This is a genomic window from Caloramator sp. E03, assembly GCF_006016075.1.
Classification (GTDB): domain Bacteria; phylum Bacillota; class Clostridia; order Clostridiales; family Caloramatoraceae; genus Caloramator_B.
Map to the genome: position 1 here is coordinate 2,163,987 of NZ_CP040093.1, position 22,764 is coordinate 2,186,750.

12 protein-coding genes and 1 CRISPR repeat array (1 of these 13 cut by a window edge) are annotated in these 22,764 nt (G+C 31.4%); of the genes, 11 read left to right on the forward strand and 1 reads right to left on the reverse strand.

Features of this window, described 5'->3' with window-relative positions; genetic code table 11:
• Window positions 1-9,314: direct repeats of the CRISPR family, unit length 30 nt; unit sequence GTTTATAGCCTACCTATGAGGGATTGAAAC; it begins 1,141 nt to the left of the window's first position.
• 38 nt (window positions 9,315-9,352) lie between these two features.
• The 3 genes from cas4 to cas2 are packed head-to-tail and all read left to right on the forward strand — an operon-like array spanning window position 9,353 to window position 11,113.
• The gene (gene cas4 / locus FDN13_RS10530; protein WP_138980235.1) at window positions 9,353-9,847 is read left to right on the forward strand and encodes a CRISPR-associated protein Cas4; all 495 of its coding nucleotides are present in this window, start codon (window positions 9,353-9,355) and stop codon (window positions 9,845-9,847) included.
• 8 nt (window positions 9,848-9,855) lie between these two features.
• A complete protein-coding gene (gene cas1b, locus FDN13_RS10535) occupies window positions 9,856-10,848 on the forward strand; it encodes a type I-B CRISPR-associated endonuclease Cas1b (RefSeq protein ID WP_138980237.1) in 993 nt (330 codons plus the stop codon).
• Between the two features lies 1 nt (window position 10,849).
• The gene (cas2, locus tag FDN13_RS10540) at window positions 10,850-11,113 is read left to right on the forward strand and encodes a CRISPR-associated endonuclease Cas2 (protein ID WP_138980240.1); all 264 of its coding nucleotides are present in this window, start codon (window positions 10,850-10,852) and stop codon (window positions 11,111-11,113) included.
• A gap of 32 nt (window positions 11,114-11,145) precedes the next feature.
• Here the strand turns inward: cas2 and FDN13_RS10545 are convergent, their stop codons facing one another.
• Window positions 11,146-13,173, reverse strand: coding sequence for a methyl-accepting chemotaxis protein (locus tag FDN13_RS10545; protein ID WP_138980242.1), 2,028 nt, complete (start codon window positions 13,171-13,173; stop codon window positions 11,146-11,148).
• Between the two features lie 349 nt (window positions 13,174-13,522).
• Between FDN13_RS10545 and FDN13_RS10550 the strand changes: the two genes are divergently transcribed.
• From FDN13_RS10550 to FDN13_RS10585, 8 genes are all read left to right on the forward strand, one after another.
• A complete protein-coding gene (locus FDN13_RS10550) occupies window positions 13,523-15,130 on the forward strand; it encodes a response regulator (RefSeq protein ID WP_138980244.1) in 1,608 nt (535 codons plus the stop codon).
• A gap of 107 nt (window positions 15,131-15,237) precedes the next feature.
• Entirely contained in the window at window positions 15,238-15,744 is a 507-nt protein-coding gene (locus tag FDN13_RS10555; RefSeq protein ID WP_138980246.1) for a sensor histidine kinase, read from the forward strand.
• A 72-nt stretch (window positions 15,745-15,816) separates the two neighbouring features.
• Complete coding sequence (locus FDN13_RS10560) at window positions 15,817-16,863, forward strand: IS30 family transposase (RefSeq protein WP_138978399.1); 1,047 nt, start codon at window positions 15,817-15,819, stop codon at window positions 16,861-16,863.
• Window positions 16,864-17,179: 316 nt separating this feature from the next.
• Complete coding sequence (locus FDN13_RS10565) at window positions 17,180-17,530, forward strand: sensor histidine kinase (protein WP_256372279.1); 351 nt, start codon at window positions 17,180-17,182, stop codon at window positions 17,528-17,530.
• Window positions 17,531-18,970 carry an ATP-binding cassette domain-containing protein gene (locus tag FDN13_RS10570; RefSeq protein ID WP_138980251.1) on the forward strand — a complete coding sequence of 480 codons (1,440 nt, stop codon included), beginning with the start codon at window positions 17,531-17,533 and terminating at the stop codon, window positions 18,968-18,970.
• A 167-nt stretch (window positions 18,971-19,137) separates the two neighbouring features.
• Complete coding sequence (locus FDN13_RS10575; RefSeq protein ID WP_138980253.1) at window positions 19,138-20,646, forward strand: sugar ABC transporter ATP-binding protein; 1,509 nt, start codon at window positions 19,138-19,140, stop codon at window positions 20,644-20,646.
• A 24-nt stretch (window positions 20,647-20,670) separates the two neighbouring features.
• On the forward strand, window positions 20,671-21,708 hold the full coding sequence (locus tag FDN13_RS10580; protein ID WP_138980256.1) for an ABC transporter permease: 1,038 nt from the start codon (window positions 20,671-20,673) through the stop codon (window positions 21,706-21,708).
• A 35-nt stretch (window positions 21,709-21,743) separates the two neighbouring features.
• On the forward strand, window positions 21,744-22,712 hold the full coding sequence (locus tag FDN13_RS10585; protein ID WP_138980259.1) for an ABC transporter substrate-binding protein: 969 nt from the start codon (window positions 21,744-21,746) through the stop codon (window positions 22,710-22,712).
• The last annotated feature ends 52 nt before the right edge of the window (window positions 22,713-22,764 follow it).

Genomic DNA, 22,764 nt, shown 5'->3' on the forward strand with positions numbered 1-22,764 from the left:
TTATAGCCTACCTATGAGGGATTGAAACACCAACTATACCGTCATAGGTAAAGCCTTTGAAATGCGTTTATAGCCTACCTATGAGGGATTGAAACCCCTTCTTCGCCTGATAATGTAGAAAGTTTTTTTTTGGTTTATAGCCTACCTATGAGGGATTGAAACCCACAACAATTTTGCTCAAGATAAACCCGAATCTTAGTTTATAGCCTACCTATGAGGGATTGAAACACCAACTATACCGTCATAGGTAAAGCCTTTGAAATGCGTTTATAGCCTACCTATGAGGGATTGAAACCCCTTCTTCGCCTGATAATGTAGAAAGTTTTTTTTTGGTTTATAGCCTACCTATGAGGGATTGAAACCCACAACAATTTTGCTCAAGATAAACCCGAATCTTAGTTTATAGCCTACCTATGAGGGATTGAAACATAAATTTGATTTATTAATGGGTTATATTAACCCTTGTTTATAGCCTACCTATGAGGGATTGAAACAAGCCATAACCATCTTCAAACGGATGTTTGAAGATAGGTTTATAGCCTACCTATGAGGGATTGAAACCGGATGAGGACACAGTTCGAGGCAAAGGATGGTTGAGTTTATAGCCTACCTATGAGGGATTGAAACTGCTTTTTAACTTTCTTTACAGATGTGCTTAAGCCGTTTATAGCCTACCTATGAGGGATTGAAACTAGACTTAAATTTTGATATTTTTCCACAAGACTCTCGTTTATAGCCTACCTATGAGGGATTGAAACCTTGGTTTGCGTCGCATCCATAAACTGCAGGCATTTGTTTATAGCCTACCTATGAGGGATTGAAACCCTTTATAATCGCCTGTTTCTATTCCTAACCATTCGTTTATAGCCTACCTATGAGGGATTGAAACATATTCTTTGTTATAATGAGGGTGAAGGGAGCGACAGTTTATAGCCTACCTATGAGGGATTGAAACAACTGTTTTGGTGTAACTTCATCACCCCACCAGCTTTCGTTTATAGCCTACCTATGAGGGATTGAAACATTTGATAAAACACTGTGATAATGTTGAAATATACGTTTATAGCCTACCTATGAGGGATTGAAACCCATATAGATTTCTTTGTGTTTCTATACACTTCCAAGTTTATAGCCTACCTATGAGGGATTGAAACCTTTTCTCCCTCTTTTCCCCGCAATCCACATCTCCGGTTTATAGCCTACCTATGAGGGATTGAAACTAGATTTTTGTTTCCATCTTCCACACCTCCACAGTCCGTTTATAGCCTACCTATGAGGGATTGAAACGAAATCGAAATACAAGCGGATAGAAAGACAATGCCTAAGTTTATAGCCTACCTATGAGGGATTGAAACCGGGGAAAAGAGGGAGAAAAGAAAAAATAAAAGGTAGTTTATAGCCTACCTATGAGGGATTGAAACCACAAAAAAAATGCCTTCATTTCACACACTTGTAAGTTTATAGCCTACCTATGAGGGATTGAAACCACAATACATTTTTACGATATTTTTTTCACTCTCAAGGTTTATAGCCTACCTATGAGGGATTGAAACAAATTCTAACTCCTCAAGAGCTTTCTTATATTTTTCGTTTATAGCCTACCTATGAGGGATTGAAACTTTTTATGTGACATCATATTCACCTCCTACACTTCAGTTTATAGCCTACCTATGAGGGATTGAAACAGGACAAGATAATTGAAAAAGAAAAGGTTAAAAAGGATGGTTTATAGCCTACCTATGAGGGATTGAAACAAAAATCAGTTGATTGGGCGACTCTAAAGAAAAACAGTTTATAGCCTACCTATGAGGGATTGAAACTGAATATCACAAAAAGGAGGCTATGAACAAGTATGGGTTTATAGCCTACCTATGAGGGATTGAAACATTTTTCAACTGTGTAACCGTATGGGAGCTCTACTGGTTTATAGCCTACCTATGAGGGATTGAAACTGATAGAGGAATTGGACTATATAAAGAAGGTTTACAGTTTATAGCCTACCTATGAGGGATTGAAACTGAAACTAATTATGATGATATACTTGAGGCAGAAAGTTTATAGCCTACCTATGAGGGATTGAAACTATGAGTGCTATTGATTTTTGGAAGTGTATAGAAACAGTTTATAGCCTACCTATGAGGGATTGAAACCCTAAATTGTCAGTTATAACATAATAAATCTTGTTAGAGTTTATAGCCTACCTATGAGGGATTGAAACATGCTTTTTCTGCAACTTTATCAAGAAAATCCGTATTGTTTATAGCCTACCTATGAGGGATTGAAACCAAGGCGGAACAAATGTAATAACTGGAGTTAAAAATAAGTTTATAGCCTACCTATGAGGGATTGAAACACAGTACTCCCACCACCCATTACGTATATCTTATTATCGTTTATAGCCTACCTATGAGGGATTGAAACTGTTCAGTTGTGAAATAAATATTATGTTCTAATTCCGTTTATAGCCTACCTATGAGGGATTGAAACATTGTATTATATCTATTTTCTTCTATTTCGTTAGCAATTAAGTTTATAGCCTACCTATGAGGGATTGAAACTTGTTTCGATAAGCTTATTGTGCAGCGGTGTTACAGTTTATAGCCTACCTATGAGGGATTGAAACCGAAGTTTGAGGAGATGGAAAAGCAAATAAAAAATCAAGGTTTATAGCCTACCTATGAGGGATTGAAACTACAAATGGTAATCTTACCAGTGTTGAGGAAATTGGTTTATAGCCTACCTATGAGGGATTGAAACTTTGCAAGAAGACAACATTGTGCAAGTGTATTCAAGTTTATAGCCTACCTATGAGGGATTGAAACGGTAAACTTGCAAGGTCGACATCTTGACCATATATGTTTATAGCCTACCTATGAGGGATTGAAACATGATAAAAAAAATGACAGTTAGGGAATTTTTAGAAAGTTTATAGCCTACCTATGAGGGATTGAAACTAAAGCCAGGACAGGTTTTATTAATCCCAGTAAACAGTTTATAGCCTACCTATGAGGGATTGAAACCAAGCTTTTCAAGTTTTTCTCTATCAATAGGATTTAGTTTATAGCCTACCTATGAGGGATTGAAACAAAATAAAGATTAAATAAGAGGTGATAAAATGGCAATGGTTTATAGCCTACCTATGAGGGATTGAAACAAGCTCTTCCTTGTAGATTTTCAAGCCTTATCTTTAAGTTTATAGCCTACCTATGAGGGATTGAAACTTTCACATTGCGTGAAATTTGTAAAAACTGATTTTTAGTTTATAGCCTACCTATGAGGGATTGAAACAAACTACAAATATAAGTACACCAAAACGGGTCTACTGTTTATAGCCTACCTATGAGGGATTGAAACTATCTTCTGCTATTGCATTATATCCCATAGTTTGAACCAGTTTATAGCCTACCTATGAGGGATTGAAACAATTTTGTAATTTCATATACATATCTCTTTTAAAAGAGTTTATAGCCTACCTATGAGGGATTGAAACATAAGAAATTTTTCGGACTCAAAATCCGGTGGAGTAAGTTTATAGCCTACCTATGAGGGATTGAAACAAATTACTATAATTATAATTAAGATATTTAATTTTTAGGTTTATAGCCTACCTATGAGGGATTGAAACTGTTATCTGTTATTCAATTTGTAATGAATAATGCTTTGTTTATAGCCTACCTATGAGGGATTGAAACAGGAGTGCAGATGATGAAAATACAAATTCAGGCATTAGTTTATAGCCTACCTATGAGGGATTGAAACTACAAATGGTAATCTTACCAGTGTTGAGGAAATTGGTTTATAGCCTACCTATGAGGGATTGAAACGCAAGGTGGTGAGCTAATGGAAATTGTTGCTTTTACGTTTATAGCCTACCTATGAGGGATTGAAACTATGAGAAAAATAAAAAAAGAAATAGTAAAGGCACTAGGTTTATAGCCTACCTATGAGGGATTGAAACTTCCGATTATGAGTAACAGAATGTCAAACAGTTTAGTGTTTATAGCCTACCTATGAGGGATTGAAACTCATCAGTATCAACATGCTTATAAAGTGCATCTCTTGTGTTTATAGCCTACCTATGAGGGATTGAAACCAAAATACATAATAAAATAGGCTAAAAATGAATAATTAGTTTATAGCCTACCTATGAGGGATTGAAACTTGTTTTGGTCTGTGATAAACCCTCTACATTCAATGTTTATAGCCTACCTATGAGGGATTGAAACTATTACTAATATTTTCCTTTGTCAATATATATTATTGTTTATAGCCTACCTATGAGGGATTGAAACCTGCAAGTGTAAAATTAGCAACTAATGCGCCATTACCGTTTATAGCCTACCTATGAGGGATTGAAACTCAAACTCTAATTTTGAGCCATCAAACCAAGATTTAGTTTATAGCCTACCTATGAGGGATTGAAACTCATTTACAACAATCATATCATCAAATGAGCAATTTAGTTTATAGCCTACCTATGAGGGATTGAAACTCTAATGTAATTGACTGTAAAAACTCTGCTGTTATATGTTTATAGCCTACCTATGAGGGATTGAAACGGACTATATTTTGAAATTTTTGTCCCTCCCATTTCAGTTTATAGCCTACCTATGAGGGATTGAAACCTTTTGAAGTAACAGAACAAGAATTAACCAGATTGTGTTTATAGCCTACCTATGAGGGATTGAAACTCGTTCCATCTGTTGTCGCTCCTGCATACTACCAAGTTTATAGCCTACCTATGAGGGATTGAAACCCTCTCTCTCTGTGAGAGGTAGCCATTGCCTGTCATCGTTTATAGCCTACCTATGAGGGATTGAAACTCTGTCGATTTCATAGCTGCAATAATATTTTTTCATGTTTATAGCCTACCTATGAGGGATTGAAACAGACAATAAGTGTAAAGGAGTTTTTGGAGAAAAATGACAGTTTATAGCCTACCTATGAGGGATTGAAACGATGGTAGTACAATTATTCCAGATATTTTAAATTACCGTTTATAGCCTACCTATGAGGGATTGAAACTCACTATATTGATAGAAATAAGCATTACCAAATTCCAAGTTTATAGCCTACCTATGAGGGATTGAAACACTGCTTTGTCTACCAATGGATGAGGTTCATCCTCATTCGTTTATAGCCTACCTATGAGGGATTGAAACAAATAAAATAAAATAACACTTTTATAAAATATTGTATAGTTTATAGCCTACCTATGAGGGATTGAAACTTGTATCTTCATCAGTAAAAATGGTTAATTCTGCATTTGTTTATAGCCTACCTATGAGGGATTGAAACATGACATCCCATCTGAAACTTTCAGTGTTTAAATGTTCGTTTATAGCCTACCTATGAGGGATTGAAACTAAAGAAACTAAACTATCCAAAAATACGATTCCACGTTTATAGCCTACCTATGAGGGATTGAAACCTTTCCCAAACTCTGCATTTTCAAAAATCTTTAATGTTTATAGCCTACCTATGAGGGATTGAAACGCTTGTCTGTTGTCATTTTGGTAAAAATTAAAAGTCCTGTTTATAGCCTACCTATGAGGGATTGAAACTTCTTATCGCAGCTTATATACTGGACTGATAAAAGTGTTTATAGCCTACCTATGAGGGATTGAAACTATGAAATTTCAAGAAAAAAAGAGAAAACAAAAGAAGTTTATAGCCTACCTATGAGGGATTGAAACTATTACCCAGAGGATAAAAGAATACTATGTAAGCGAGTTTATAGCCTACCTATGAGGGATTGAAACTCGTCATCTAATTGCAATAAATTATATCTTAATCTTCGTTTATAGCCTACCTATGAGGGATTGAAACTGAGGCAGGATAATAAAGGGTGGCTTGTATGTATGCCAGGTTTATAGCCTACCTATGAGGGATTGAAACATTTATGGATTATTCTCAAATACTTTCACAGATTAAGTTTATAGCCTACCTATGAGGGATTGAAACTGCTCAATTGCAAGAGTTTTATGCTGTTATTGTTTAAGTTTATAGCCTACCTATGAGGGATTGAAACCCTTATAACCTTTTCTTATATCTTCTGCTATTGCAGTTTATAGCCTACCTATGAGGGATTGAAACAAATCTTTATACATTTTTTAACCTCCTTTATATTTTGTTTATAGCCTACCTATGAGGGATTGAAACTATTAAAACAAGAAAAAAGTACAAATATACGGAAAATGTTTATAGCCTACCTATGAGGGATTGAAACTATTTTTATATTGACATTATATGGAATTAGTTATAAAAGTTTATAGCCTACCTATGAGGGATTGAAACTGAATATGACCCGTCAACTAATACATGGGCTACTAAAGCGTTTATAGCCTACCTATGAGGGATTGAAACTATCGAATATATACCATACACTAATGACGAGGTGGTGCGTTTATAGCCTACCTATGAGGGATTGAAACAGTTCATCGCCATTTGGCCAACTACAAACAAGGTTATGTTTATAGCCTACCTATGAGGGATTGAAACCTTGTAAGTTGCCCTTTTAGTCAAGTCCTCTTGAGTAGTTTATAGCCTACCTATGAGGGATTGAAACTTCTTTTTGTTGTCATGACAACCATAAGCCTAATGACAGTTTATAGCCTACCTATGAGGGATTGAAACAAATAGGAATAACAAAAGAAGGTAATTCAACAACTCTGTTTATAGCCTACCTATGAGGGATTGAAACTTGACCATGTGGTCAAAAAAGTGTTCAAAAAACTGAGTTTATAGCCTACCTATGAGGGATTGAAACTTGCCTTTGCTATATTCTTTGGCATACTGCGTACCAAGTTTATAGCCTACCTATGAGGGATTGAAACATTATTGTATATAATAATAGTATAATAAAAAAAATAACGTTTATAGCCTACCTATGAGGGATTGAAACACTGCATTTTAAAGTTCTTTTGAATTTATATGAGTATAGTTTATAGCCTACCTATGAGGGATTGAAACCTCCTGAACAAGTTAATCAGCTCTTAGATTATGCACAGTTTATAGCCTACCTATGAGGGATTGAAACTTTGCTAATGCAAGGGCTTTCTATAAGATAGGATGTGGTTTATAGCCTACCTATGAGGGATTGAAACAGGCTATTTTTGCCTTATTTTCCCATCCCTCTGGGAGTTTATAGCCTACCTATGAGGGATTGAAACTCTTTGCAATAAGCTCAGCAAGTGCTTTTTCAGCTTCTGTTTATAGCCTACCTATGAGGGATTGAAACTAGAAATATTAACAAATATGACTAATTGTGTTATTATGTTTATAGCCTACCTATGAGGGATTGAAACGTTTGTTTAACTCCCATTTAAGCATTAGGTTTTCAGGTTTATAGCCTACCTATGAGGGATTGAAACACTTGATGTGCCTTAAGATTTCATCTACATGTGCCTTGTTTATAGCCTACCTATGAGGGATTGAAACGCTGTTTTTAATTTATCCGTTTTGGATGTACCTAATTGTTTATAGCCTACCTATGAGGGATTGAAACTAGCAGTCAATTAAGCGAACATGAAAAACTAATATAGTTTATAGCCTACCTATGAGGGATTGAAACAAATCTATCTTTAATCCATTTTCATTGCATATATTGTTTATAGCCTACCTATGAGGGATTGAAACTAGTCATTTCCTTTCTCGCATACACAATGAGCAATAGTTTATAGCCTACCTATGAGGGATTGAAACTACAATAACAAGTTTTTAGATGGGCAGTTATACCCTTTAGTTTATAGCCTACCTATGAGGGATTGAAACAAGCAAGTTCTGCATATTTACCACTCATACTATTTCGTTTATAGCCTACCTATGAGGGATTGAAACTACAATAACAAGTTTTTAGATGGGCAGTTATACCCTTTAGTTTATAGCCTACCTATGAGGGATTGAAACAAGCAAGTTCTGCATATTTACCACTCATACTATTTCGTTTATAGCCTACCTATGAGGGATTGAAACAAGCAAGTTCTGCATATTTACCACTCATACTATTTCGTTTATAGCCTACCTATGAGGGATTGAAACTACAATAACAAGTTTTTAGATGGGCAGTTATACCCTTGTTTATAGCCTACCTATGAGGGATTGAAACTCCTCACATATCATACATCTTGGTATTTGTAATTCCTTTGTTTATAGCCTACCTATGAGGGATTGAAACCAATATAAGAATAGCTTCAAGATCTATACACAAAGTGTTTATAGCCTACCTATGAGGGATTGAAACCCTTTTTCATAGTACCAATACCCTTGTTTACTACAACCGTTTATAGCCTACCTATGAGGGATTGAAACATATAATCAATGATTAATAAATCTAATTCAAACATAGTTTATAGCCTACCTATGAGGGATTGAAACATGACAACAACATCATAATTAATACAGAAATTACCTGCGTTTATAGCCTACCTATGAGGGATTGAAACAATGGGCAGCAGTAGGATATATTTTAATGCAATTGTGTTTATAGCCTACCTATGAGGGATTGAAACCTATAATATAAAAAATCGTTGTATAGGCTTCTAAGTTTATAGCCTACCTATGAGGGATTGAAACCATAGAATTAAAAATATATAAAAAATATTCCATTTTGGTTTATAGCCTACCTATGAGGGATTGAAACTGCCTAACCTTGCAAATAATCCTACCGGCTCAAGCTCCGTTTATAGCCTACCTATGAGGGATTGAAACAAAAGATTTAAAGAAAATAAAGACCAGCCATTGATAAGTTTATAGCCTACCTATGAGGGATTGAAACGTTTTAGCAAAGAATATAAGTAATGGTCTTTTGCCTTCGTTTATAGCCTACCTATGAGGGATTGAAACTTTAGAATTATATATAAAATTATTAATATTATAATAAGTTTATAGCCTACCTATGAGGGATTGAAACAAGAAGTAGAGGCAGAAATTGAAAAGTCAAAAAATAAAGTTTATAGCCTACCTATGAGGGATTGAAACTTTGGCTTTTGTTTATAATGTATGTTATATCTGATAGTTTATAGCCTACCTATGAGGGATTGAAACAGGGTATGTTAAACCTGGGACACCTGATATGTTTTATAGTTTATAGCCTACCTATGAGGGATTGAAACTTCGATATAGAAGCGACATAGACAATTCAATGAGAATGTTTATAGCCTACCTATGAGGGATTGAAACTAGGCTCGTGTTCATCTGTAACAAATATAATCTCATTGTTTATAGCCTACCTATGAGGGATTGAAACTCCTCAATAAGATAATCTCTCTCAGGGTCTTCAGGGTGTTTATAGCCTACCTATGAGGGATTGAAATACGTTTTCTTTAACAGTACTGCACTATTGTGGGGTGATATGTTGGAAGTTAATGGAACTTTGATTTGGTATTATAACATTTGTAAAAGACAAGTATGGCTAATGTCCCATGGGATTGTGCCTGATCAGCAAGATGAAAACATAGACTTAGGGCGATTTATACATGAGAATTACTATAAGAGGAATAACAAAGAAATACGCTTTGGAAATGTTGTTTTTGATGTAATGTATGAAAAAGGAAATGAATTGGTCATAGGAGAAGTTAAAAAGTCGTCAACTTTTGAAAATGCTTCAAGATGGCAACTTTTATTTTATCTAAGGGTGTTGAAAGAGGCTGGAATAAATGCAAAGGGGGTTTTGTGCTATCCAGAGGAAAGAAAGAGAGTTGAAATAGAGCTTGATGAAGAAAATTTAAAAAAGCTTGATTTTATGATAAAAGATATAGAGAACATAGTACTTTTGCCTACTCCTCAAAGGGCAGAAAAATGTAGGTATTGTAGGAATTGTGCTTATAAAGAATATTGTTTTTCATGAGGTGGACTATGAAAAAAGATATATATATTTTTAATAATGGAGAATTAAAACGAAAAGATAATACTCTTTATTTTGAATGTGGGGAAGGTAAAAAATATCTTCCAGTAGAAAATATAAATAATATCTGGGTATTTGGAGAAGTTGATATAAATAAGAGATTTCTTGAATTTGTAAGCGAAAAAGAAATATTAATACATTTTTTTAATTATTTTGGGTATTATGTAGGTACATATTATCCAAGGGAGCATTTGAATTCAGGTTATGTAACCTTAAAACAAGCAGAATGCTATTTAAATACAGAAAAAAGATTGAATATAGCTAAAAAATTTGTTGAAGGTGCAGCAAATAATATACTTATTATCTTGAAATATTACAAAAATAGAGGTTGTGATTTAGAAAGGGAAATTGAAAATATAAGAGTTAAGATGGGAAGTATTGATTCCTGCAATGACATTGAAACTTTAATGGCTTTCGAAGGAAATATTAGAGAACATTACTATAAATGTTTTGATAAAATAACTAAAAAAGAAGAATACGCATTTGAAAAAAGAAGCAAAAGACCTCCTTTAAATAAAATAAATGCTTTAATTAGTTTTGGAAATTCTTTGCTATATACAACGATATTAGGAGAGATATATCAAACCCAGCTTGATCCAAGGATAGGGTATCTTCATTCAACTAACACAAGAAAATTTACGTTAAATCTTGACGTTTCAGAAGTATTTAAGCCGTCAATTGTAGATAGGGTTATATTTTCTGTTATAAATAAAAATATTATATCCTCAAAGGATTTTCAGCAGCAACTTAATGGAATAATACTTGATGAAACTGGAAAAAAGAAGTTTATAGAAGAATATAATTCAAAACTTGAAACAGTATTTAACTATACAAAGCTTAATGCTAATGTAAGCTATAAAAGGCTTATAAGGCTTGAACTTTATAAGCTCCAAAAACATATAACTGACGATGAAGAATATACACCATACATTGGGAGGTGGTAGAATGTTTGTAATACTTGTTTATGATGTTGGGGAAAAAAGAGTAAATAAAGTTCTAAAAAAATGCAGGCAATACTTGAATTGGGTTCAAAACTCTGTTTTTGAAGGAGAAATTAGTGAAGGTAATATTAAAAAACTTAAAATGGAACTTAACAGTATAATCAAAAACAACGAGGATTCGGTTATAATCTATAATTTTCAAAATACAAGATATTCTGATAGAGAAGTTATGGGCCTTAAGAAAAATGGATTTGATATTATAATATGAAACCCTTCCTGTTTATTAGGAAGGGTTTAAATTTATATCCTAAACTTTGCAACTGATTGCATAAGCTCATTAGAAATTGATGTAAGTTCTTCAACTGAATGAGCAACTTCCTGGGCAGAGGCTGACATTTCTTGGCTTGAAGCTGAAATTTCCTCAGTTGAGGCAGAAGACTCCTCTATAATACTTGATACGTTTTCAGTTTTAGCTAAAACATCATTTTTAACATGAACTGTAAGGTCAACAGATTTATAAACATCTTCAATAGTTGGGACTATAGTCTCTACAGAATCTAATATGTTTTCAAAGGATTTTACTGTTTCATCAACGTTTTCTATTTGTGATTTAACCTGATTATCAACTTCCTTTGCTGTTACTATTACTTCCTTTGTATCTTGGTTTATGGAAAGTACTAAAGTTTTTATTTCATCAGCAAACTGTCTGGACTCTTCTGCAAGTTTTCTAACTTCTTCTGCTACAACAGCAAAACCTCTTCCAGACTCTCCGGCTCTGGCGGCTTCTATTGCAGCATTAAGTGCTAAAAGGTTTGTTTGCTCTGCAATAGTTGTTATAGCATCGGTTATGCTGCTAACCTTTGATATTGAATTTGAAAGGTTAATAACTTTGTTGTTTACAATATTAAAGGATTCTTTTATATTTTCAATAGACTGTAAAAGTTGATTAAGTTCACTTTTGCCAATATTAACTTTATTTTTTGTATTATGTGCTGAGTTTTTTACTAATTCTAGTTTTTCATAGATGTTATCCATATTTTTAGCAAGATCATGCATTAGGCTTACAACATCTAAAATCTCCTGGGATTGTGTTTGGGCACCTTTAGCCATTTCGTTCATTGTTGCAGATACCTGCTCAGAACTTGCCGCCATCTCCTGAGATGTTGAATTAAGTGAATTGCAGGCATTTTCTATTTTTTTAGTTTTTGAATTAATGTCGTTAATAATATCTTTAAATGAGCTTTGAAGAACATTTATTGCTTTTGATATATCTCCTAATTCATCTTTTTTCTTAATTAATTTTTCATTAAAATTATTTGATAAATCTCCTTTTGACATTAAATTTAAATAATCTTTTATTTCATTTAAAGTTGTTACAGAGTTTTTGGATAGTATGAATAATATTGACCCAACAACAAGAAATGAAATAATCCCTATAGCTGATAATATTATTGTTATTCTTGAAACTGAATCATAAACAGACTTCATTGAAAGTCCAACATCAATTGCCCCTATAAGTTTATTATCCACATATACAGGAGTTAAAACATCATAAACATTTACCTTTTTAACGTCATAATAGTATTCTGAAGAATATTCCTTCCCGTTAACAGCAGCAGTTTTGCTACCTTCATCTTTAAGCTCAATTCCAATCCTGTTTTTATCAGTATGAGCTACAGCTTTTAAGTTTGTGTCAATGAAAAGAGCGTATACTATATTAGGATTTTTACCTATTTCATCTATAATCGATTGATAGCTTGTTTTCTCAACTAAATCCTGAACTTTATTTGCAAGTAACCCTACTTGTACCATACCGCCCTTTGGGTTATGTACATATCCGTATTTATAGTAGTTATCATCTTCTGTACTTTTTCTTATGTTTTCCATGAAATTGTTTTGGCTTCCAGTTAAAACTGAATAAGATATATGTTTATTATCAAATGTATAGCCAATACTTGATTGGAGATTGGAATAAATTATTTTTCCAGAAGGATCAGTATAATTTATTTCATCAACTCCCATAGATTTTGCAATATTATTTAAAACTTCATTATTAATATAAGATTGCGACAATACTATATTGCAAGTTGTTTTTATCTTGTCTTCAATTTGTTCATTGAGAGAGTTATAGGCACTTTTACTTTGCTCTATTCTTTTTGCTAACTGTCTTGTTAAGTTTAATCCATCTTCTTTAGTTGTTTTAATTGTAGATACTCTTACAATATAACCTGATATTACCGTAATAAATACAAAAGTAATAAGAAGAATAAAAAGGGGCAGAAGTGTTAGTTTAAAATTTAACGAATTTAGGTTGAATTTTTTCTTCAATTTTTAATCCTCCCTTGCTGTTTTTTTAAATCTGTGCCACTGTTAAGATTAATAGATAATTTAAAAATAGTGATATTTTTAATAGTTTAATAATAAATTAAATTAAACTAAATAATTAAATAAAATTATGAAAAATTTCCAATCTATATTATAATATTTATTTGTTTCCAATACAAGACAATTTTTTATATTTTAACAAAAAAATCGACAAATTTTTAAAGATAAATGCTTAGATTTTTATTTTATAAGCAAAAAAATTTAATCTATGCAGGATTTAATATTATAATATAGAAAATATTATATTGGTAAAAAAGCAATCTAAATATATTTTTATTAAGAGGAGATTTTTATGATTAAAGTAGTTATTGCAGATGATGAAATGAAGGTTTGTCAGTTGATTTGTAATCTTATAGATTGGGAATCAATAGATATGAATATTGTTGGAATTGCAAATAACGGTGTTGAAGCCCTTGAACTAATAAAAAAACATAAGCCAGATATAGTAATAACAGACATAAGAATGCCAGGATATGATGGACTTGAGCTTATTAAATATGGAAAAGAGATAAAAGAGGATATAGATTTTATTATAATAAGTGGATATAGTCATTTTGAATATGCTAAAACTGCAATAAAATATGGAGTTATAGATTATTTATTAAAACCTATAAAAAAAGATGAGCTTTTAGAGATATTATATAAAATAAGAAAAAAGAATAAGCAAAGAGATGAGGATATATCTAACGAAAATATAAAACTTAATTTAAAAAAAGATCTTAGTAAATTAAGGTCATTGTTTTTTGTTGAAAAATTATTAAACAGTAATAAAAATATAAAAAAACTTACATTGGAAGAATGTAATACAAATTATTACTTTAAATTTCAAAAGGGCATTTTTCAAATATTAATTATCAAATTTGATTATGAATATGCAGCACAGATTGAAAATAGTTTAAATATCATAAAGGATAAGATAACTAATATAATAGAAAAAATGTTAAGACCGGAATGTTTTGAAATTGAGGTATATTTTAACAATAGCAGAGGATATTGTCTTTTAAATTACAAAGAAGAAAATAAAAAGATAATAAGAAAATTAATTAAAAATTGTTTAGATGAGTTCATTATTCAAAAAAATATCTATGGAAGAATTGAGTTTACAATAGGGCTTGGAGTAGCTGTTAAGGATATAAATGAGATAGAGAATTCTTTATTTACTGCTGAGGCAGCAGTTGATCAGCGTCTAATTGAAGGTACTGAAAAAATAATTGAGAATATACAATTAAAAAATAATAAAGATACTTCTTTAATAATTAGTTTTACTAATAGTTTAGAAAAATCAATTGAAATATTAGATTTAAATGGAGTTATTAAAGTTTGTGAATCATTAAAAGAAAAATTGACTAAAAATTCTAATATTTTAGGCTGCGAACTTTTTTACTATGTAAAAGAGGCTTTTAATATTTATTTATTGATTTTAAAAAAATATCAATTGAACACAAAGGATTTAGAACAAAAAAATCAGCCCTTTTATCAACGTTTAGAGTTGTGTAGTAGTGCATCAGAGCTGTTCTTATGCTTTGAAAAATATATAAAAGAATCCTTTGAAATGATAGTAAAAGATAAAAAACAGGAAGATTTAAGACCAATAAGAATAGCAAAACAATTTATAAATGATAATTATATGAAACCTATTACACTTAAAGAAGTTAGTGATTATGTGGGGTTTAATGATTCTTATTTTAGTTTTTTATTTAAAAGAGAAAATGGTATAACATTTTTAGAATATCTTTCAGAGGTTAGAATGAATAAAGCAAAGGAGCTATTAAAAAATACTGATTTAAGTGTAGCTGAAATTTGTGAAAAAGTAGGGTATAACGATTTAAAGCATTTTGTAAAAAGTTTTAAAAAATATACGGGAATTAAACCAAGTGAGTATAGGAAACTTTTTTCATAGGTGGGAAAATATAAATGAAAAAAAGAAATATTTGCTATTTATCATATCGAGTATTTTTATTTATTTTATTGTTGCTTATTTTTAATATTTTTTTATTTCTATTTTGGATGGTTACATCAATATTAGAAAAGAAATATTTTATTACCTTATCAGTATTTTTTATATTTTTAGTAACTATTATTTTTATAGGCTATAAATTTATTTATATACCCTATAAAGAAACAGCAAAGGTATTAGAGTTTTTTTCAAAGGGGTATACACTTCAGGGAATATATGAATTAAGATATCCACTTAGTCCTGAGTTTTACGATGCAATAAAAAAGTTTAAGTCTTATGTAGATGTAAATGAGATGATAAGTGCTACGAAAAGACAAGCCCAGTATCTTGCACTGCAAAATCAGATTAATCCACATTTTTTATATAACAGTTTGGAAGGTATTAGAGGAGAGGCAATATCAGCAGGATTAAATAGCTTGGCAGAAATGACAGAAGCATTAGCAACATTTTTCCGTTATATCATTTCTAATATGGAGCATTTAGTAACTTTAGAGGATGAATTAGAAAGCATTGAAAATTATTTTATGATTCATTGTATAATTAAATGCAACAGGTAAAAAATATTTAAACCATAGTGAAAATCATGTATGATATAGGTGACAAATCCAAACATACAGGAGGTTTTCACTATGGTTCATAAAAATAATTATAACACACCTATACGTTCTTTTAAACATCTGAAATCTTATGAACGTGGAGAAATTTTTGCCTTGCTTAAAGAAGGTAAAAGTATTCGTTATATTGCTAAAAAATTAGGACGAAGTCCAAGTACTATAAGCCGTGAAATTAAACGTGGTACTGTATCACAATTAAAAAGTGATTTATCTTATTATTCAAGTTATTTCCCTGAAACTGGGCAAGCTGTCTATAAAAATCACCGCTCAAATTGCGGAGCAAAAATTAAATTGGCTAAAGTAGAAACCTTTATAAAATTTGCAGAAGAAAAAATCCGTAAAAATAATTGGTCTGTTGATACTGTCGTTGGTTATTGCAAAACTGATCCTTCTTGGAAAGATGAGTTCATTGTTTCAACTAAGACCTTATATAACTATATTGATAGAGGATTTTTATCTATACGTAATATAGATTTACCTTTAAAAACACATTTAAAACCTAAAAAGAAAAGAATTAGGGAGAACAAACGCCTTTTAGGTAAAAGTATTGATTTAAGGCCTGAACAAATTAATTCTCGTCAAGAATTTGGACATTGGGAAATAGATACTGTTATAGGTAAAAAATCAGGCGATAAAGCTCTTTTAACTTTAACAGAACGTAAATCCCGTTATGAAATAATAATGCTTTTAGATAATAAAGATGCTAAGTCTGTTGATGATTCTATAAAGAGACTTATGGAAGTATATAAGGATAATTTTAAAAAGATTTTCAAGAGTATTACGGCAGATAATGGAGTTGAATTTAGTAATTTACAATTCATTCTTAAAAAATATGATGTTGAGGTATATTATACCCATCCCTTTTCTTCTTTTGAAAGAGGAACTAACGAACGACATAATGGTCTTATACGTCGTTTTATCCCTAAGGGAAAGAGTATAAAGGATATATCTATTGATACCATTAAAAGAATTCAAAATTGGATGAATACACTCCCACGAAAATTACTAAATTACAAAACTCCTGAAAAATTTTTTTACGAGGAATTATTAAAAATAGCCTAAATCATATTATGAATATTGTAGATGCCACTTGTGGTATGTCAAGGGTAAAGCTACGCCTGCTACGCAGCCCTTGACATACCCCTGCGTGACATATAGATTGATAATTAAGATGGATTTAAGGCTATTTTGACTATTTTTAGTCCTTATACTACATGATTTTTCACAGAGTGTTGCATTTATTATTGCAATTTAAGAAAATTATTTTATTATTCAAAAATATCGTTTTGGAGAACGTTTAAATTTAAATATTGAATATGATTATGAAGATAAAGATGAAATTTTAAAATATCGTCTTCCAAAACTTACATTAGAACCTATTGTAGAGAATTCTATATTTCATGGCATTGAAAGAAAATTGGGCAAAGGTAATATATGGATAAGAATAGAAACTACTCCAAAAAGGCTTATTATAACTGTTTCTGATGATGGATTGGGGATAAATGAGGACCGCTTAAGGGAATTGAATGAAAAACTAAAGGTACAATCCTTTGATTATATTAAGCCTGATGATGATGAAAAGAAGATAGGTATAGCATTAATAAACGTAAATAATAGGATAAAGCTTTTGTTTGGAGAGGATTATGGGATTAATATTTACAGTAAAGAATATGTAGGGACAGATGTTGAAATAACACTGCCGCGAATAAAAAAGCAGGGTGAAGAATAAATGAAAAATGAGATTTTGCGTATGGAAAAAGTTACACAAATAATTGATGGTATAACTTTTTTAGATAATTTTAATTTACACATTTTTGAAGGGGAAATTATGGGGCTTTTGTGTATAAATGCCCATGGCAAGGAAGCCCTTATACAGCTACTTTATCAAAACATACCTATACATTATGGAAGGGTTTATTTTGAAGAAAATTTAGTAAATAATTACGAACATAGCTCTATGAGCATGAATCCAGTAGCTGTAATTGAAAATAAGAGCCGTTTAATTGAAAATCTGACAATATCAGATAACATATTTGTACTTAATAAAGGTTTCAAAGATAGGATAATCAATATGAAAATATTAAATGAAAAGATAAAAATATTAACTGAGGAATTGGGAATTGAAATTGATTCAAATGAGATAGTTGATAATTTAAACACATTTGAAAAGAGTGTTGTTGAGATTTTAAAGGCAGTTGTATCAAATGTAAAATTAATTATTTTAAGAGATATAAGCAGCTTTATAGGTATTAATGATCTGCAAAAGATCCACTCCTTAGTTAAGTATTTTTCAAAGAAAGGTATTTCATTTCTTTATATATGCAATGATTATGAAGAAGCATTTAAAATCTGTGATAGAATTTCTATAATGAAAAATGGTAAAGTTCTAAAAGTTTTAAATGGGAATGAATATAGTGAAGAAAAAATAATTCCTTATACTGTTGATTATAGTGAAAAAGAATTTATTTTAGCTGATAGAAAATTAGGAAGTGAAATATTAAGATTTGAAGATGTTAAAACGGAATCTATAAATAATATAAGTTTTAATATAAACTCAGGAGAATGTGTTGTTTTTTTGGATAAAAGTAATACAATATTTTCTGATTTAATAAAACTTATGAATAAAGAAATAAAGCCTATATCAGGAAAAATAATGTTTAATGGCTTTGACTATATTAAAAATTATTATAAGTTTAAGAAAGATATTTGCTTTATACAGGAAAATCCAATACAAAGCATGCTTTTTAAAAGTATGAATTATATTGATAATCTTTGTTTTTTATTACATAATAAAAAGCCTTTTTTATGGATTAAAAAAGGTATTATAAAAAGCGTCATACAAGAGTATGAATCAATAATTGGAGAAGATATTTATGAAAATGATATTTCAAATTTATCTCCCCAATCTTTATACAACTTGATTTATTATAGGATACATCTTTATAAGCCTAAAGTTGTTTTTTGCATACAGCCTTTTTCGGGAATAGACATGTATTTAAAACAGCACTTAATAAAATTAATTAACAAAATAAGAGAGAAAAAAATTACTGTAATTATTCTTACTGTAAATCTTTCTGATTCACTATCGGTTGCAGATAGGTTGATTGTTATTGATCAAGGAAGATTATGTAAAGAGTATCATAAGAAAGAATTCTATAACTTTAATTAGAAGGAATTCTTTCTTATGATGCTCTTTTATTTATAATAAAATCCCAAAAAAAATCTACCTAAAACCAAAGGATACCCCGTTATCCACCTGTTATAATTATGTTATATTATTTATGGAATTATCAGAATATTAAAACACAAAAATAGCAATGAAGATAGGTGAATTTTATGAATGAGTATATTGTTGAAGCTAAAAATATCTACAAGTCTTTCCCAGGTGTTAAAGCACTTGATAATGTATCCTTTAATCTAAAATCAGGAGAGGTTTTGGCACTTCTTGGAGAAAATGGTGCAGGGAAGTCAACTTTAATGAAAATATTAAGTGGTGTTTATAGCAGGGATAGTGGGGAAATATACTTTTTTGGTAAAAAAGTAGGCGAGCTATCACCAAGAAAGGCACAAGAAATTGGAATTGCAATGATACATCAAGAATTAAACTTGTGCCCACATCTTTCAGTTGCAGAAAATATTTTTCTTGGGCGTGAAATTACACATATTGGAATTGTATCACATAATGAGATGAACAAAAAAGCAAAGGAAATTCTTGATAAATTAAATATTGATATTTCCCCGGAAACAATTGTTGGAGATCTTACAGTTTCAAAACAGCAAATGGTAGAGATAGCAAAGGCACTTTCATTAAATGCAAAGATTTTAATAATGGATGAGCCTACATCAGCTCTAACTTCAAAGGAAATTGATGATCTGTTTAAAATAATTAATACATTAAAAAGTGAAGGCTGTGGAATAATATATATTTCTCATAGATTAGATGAATTACAGTATGTTGCAGACAGGATAACTATAATGCGTGATGGGAAGCACATTTTAACTACAAACTTCAAAGATGTTTCAATGAACGATATTATTGCTTATATGGTCGGCAGAGAGATAAAAGAAAAATTCCCAAGGATATCATCTAATCGAGGTAAAAAAATTCTTGAGGTTGTAAATTTAAATGCAGGTAGGCTCGTAAGAAATATAAGTTTTGAATTATTTGAGGGTGAAATAGTTGGAATTGCAGGATTAATGGGATCAGGCAGAACTGAATTAACTAGGGCGATATTTGGAGCAAATACTAAAGAATCAGGAGATATTTATCTTAATGGTAAATTAATTAAAATAAACAGGCCTATTGATGCAATTAAAGCTGGTATTGTATTAGTACCTGAAGATAGGAAAAAAGATGGACTATGTACCAAATTAAGCGTTAAGGATAATATCTCATTGCCTAATCTTGATATATTATGTAAATCAATGGGGATTATAGATAGAAAAAAAGAAAAGAATATGGTGAATAGTGCTGTTAGGGATTTGATGATAAAGTTACCAAATATTGATGTTGATGCAAATAAACTTTCAGGAGGAAATCAGCAAAAAGTTGTTGTAAGCAAATGGATGGCAAGAAATTTTAAAGTTGTAATGTTTGATGAACCTACAAGAGGTATTGATGTTGCTGCAAAAGTTGAAATTTATAATCTCATGAATGAACTAAAAAAACAGGGGATAGGAGTCTTGTTTGTATCTTCAGAGATGCCAGAAATATTAGGAATGAGTGATAGAATAATTGTAATGTGTGACGGCAAAATAACAGGTGAATTAGATATTAAAGATGCAACGCAGAAAAAGATTCTTGAATATGCTACTAAATTTGACAATAAAATTGCAGTATCTTAAAAATTGGTTTTGGGAGTGTTAAAAATGAGCAAGAAAGAGAAAAGAAATGTATTTAAAAGGATGTTGGAAATTAGAGGTATGGGACAAGTTATTACAATTAGTATAGGTTTAGTAATTCTTTGTATTGTATTTGGTATTTTAAATCCTATATTTTTTTCAAGTAGGAATATTGGCAACCTTCTTAGACAGATTTCTCCTATACTTATTATTGGTATTGGACAATCTTATGTTTTAATTACTGGTAATATCGATCTTTCTATAGGTTCAGTTGTTGGAATGAGCTGCATGATTTCAGCAACATTAATGACTAAGGGGATAAATCCGTGGGTTGCTGTTGCAATAACCTTTATATGCTGCATTGCAATTGGAATTGTAAATGGCCAGCTTGTAGCAAGCTGTAAGCTTCCGCCTTTTATTGCTACATTAGGTACAATGACAATTGCAAGGGGAATTGCCCAGATTGTAAATAACAATTATAACACAGATACAATTGGTAATGCAGCAAAGGGATTTAGAGATTTTTTCTATTATGGCAGATTTTTGAATGTTTATAACACGATTTGGATTACATTTATTTTGTGGATTATCTTCAATTTTATTTTAAGCAGGACGCGTACAGGACGTTATATTTATGCCATAGGAAGTAATTCTGAAGCTGCAAGGCTTTCAGGAGTTAATATAGTTTATGTTACAACAAAGGTTTATGTTTATAGTGCAATCTGCTCATGCATTGTAGGATTAATTATATGTGCTACAAGTGGTATGGGAACTATGGATGCAGGTAATGGTTATGAACTGTATGCAGTTGCTGCCTCTGTTATTGGAGGGGTTAGTACCCTTGGAGGGCAAGGAATTCTTCTTGGAACTGTAATTGGAGCATCTATCTGGGGAGTATTGCAAAATGGTCTTCAATTTGCCGGTGCACCTGTAGCTATTCGTAATATTGTTATAGGAATTATAGTTATAATTTCTGTACTTTTAGATGTAGTTGTAAGAAGAGATAAGCCAAAAATGAAGAAAGAAAATGAGAAAACATTATTAGGTACTGATATTAAAGCGTAAGGCTTTAATATAAAAATTATAGGGGGGTAGAAAATATGAAAAAAAATTTATTAACGATCTTAGTATGTTTTACAATGCTTGTAGGTTTGTTTGCAGGCTGTGGTAGTAAGGCTACTAATCAACAGACATCTTCTCAAAATAATAGTTCTACAGAACAATCTGCATCAAAAAAATACAAAGTGTTTTTAATCACTATGGATCAAATGGATCAGCATTGGGTAAATGTTGATAAAGGTTGTCAAAAAGCAGTTGCTGAACTTGGTAATATTGATTATAAGTGGCTTGCTCCTGATGTTAAAGATGATGCTAAACAGATTGAATGTATAAACAATGCTGTAGCTGGTGGAGCAAATGCTATACTTTTAGCAGCTAATGGACCTGTTGCAGTAAAATCTGCTCTTGAACAGGCACAGCAGGCAGGAGTTAAGATAATATACGTAGACTCACCAGCTGATTTCCCATCAATTGCAACATTTGCAACAGATAATAAGGCAGCAGGTACAACTGCAGGAAAAGAAATGCTTAAAGCTCTTGAAGCAGCTGGTATAAAAGAAGGTAAAATAGGTATTGTTAATGTAAATGCAGCTACTGCTTCAACTGTAGCACGTGAAGCAGGCTTCCGTGAAGCATTTAAAGGAACAAAGTTTGAAATATTAGAAACTCAATATGGAGAAGGAGATGCAGCAAAATCAAAGGATATAGCAGCAAACTATATTACTCAAGGCTGTGTTGGAATCTTTGGAGCAAATGAAGGATCAACTGTTGGTACAGGAAATGCAATTAAAGAAGCTGGAAAGAAGGTAATTGGTGTTGGTTTTGACAAATCTGATGCTATATTAAATCTTATTAAAGACGGATATATTCTTTGTACAATGGCTCAAAACCCAGATGTTATGGGTTATGAAGGAATGAAAGCAGCAGCACAGGCTTTAAGTGGCCAGTATACAGGGTCCAAAAATGTTGATACAGGTGTATCTGTTATTGATAAGTCAAAACTTCAATAAATTTAGTCTCTAAAAGATGGTTTAAAAAACCATCTTTTACTTTAAATTATGT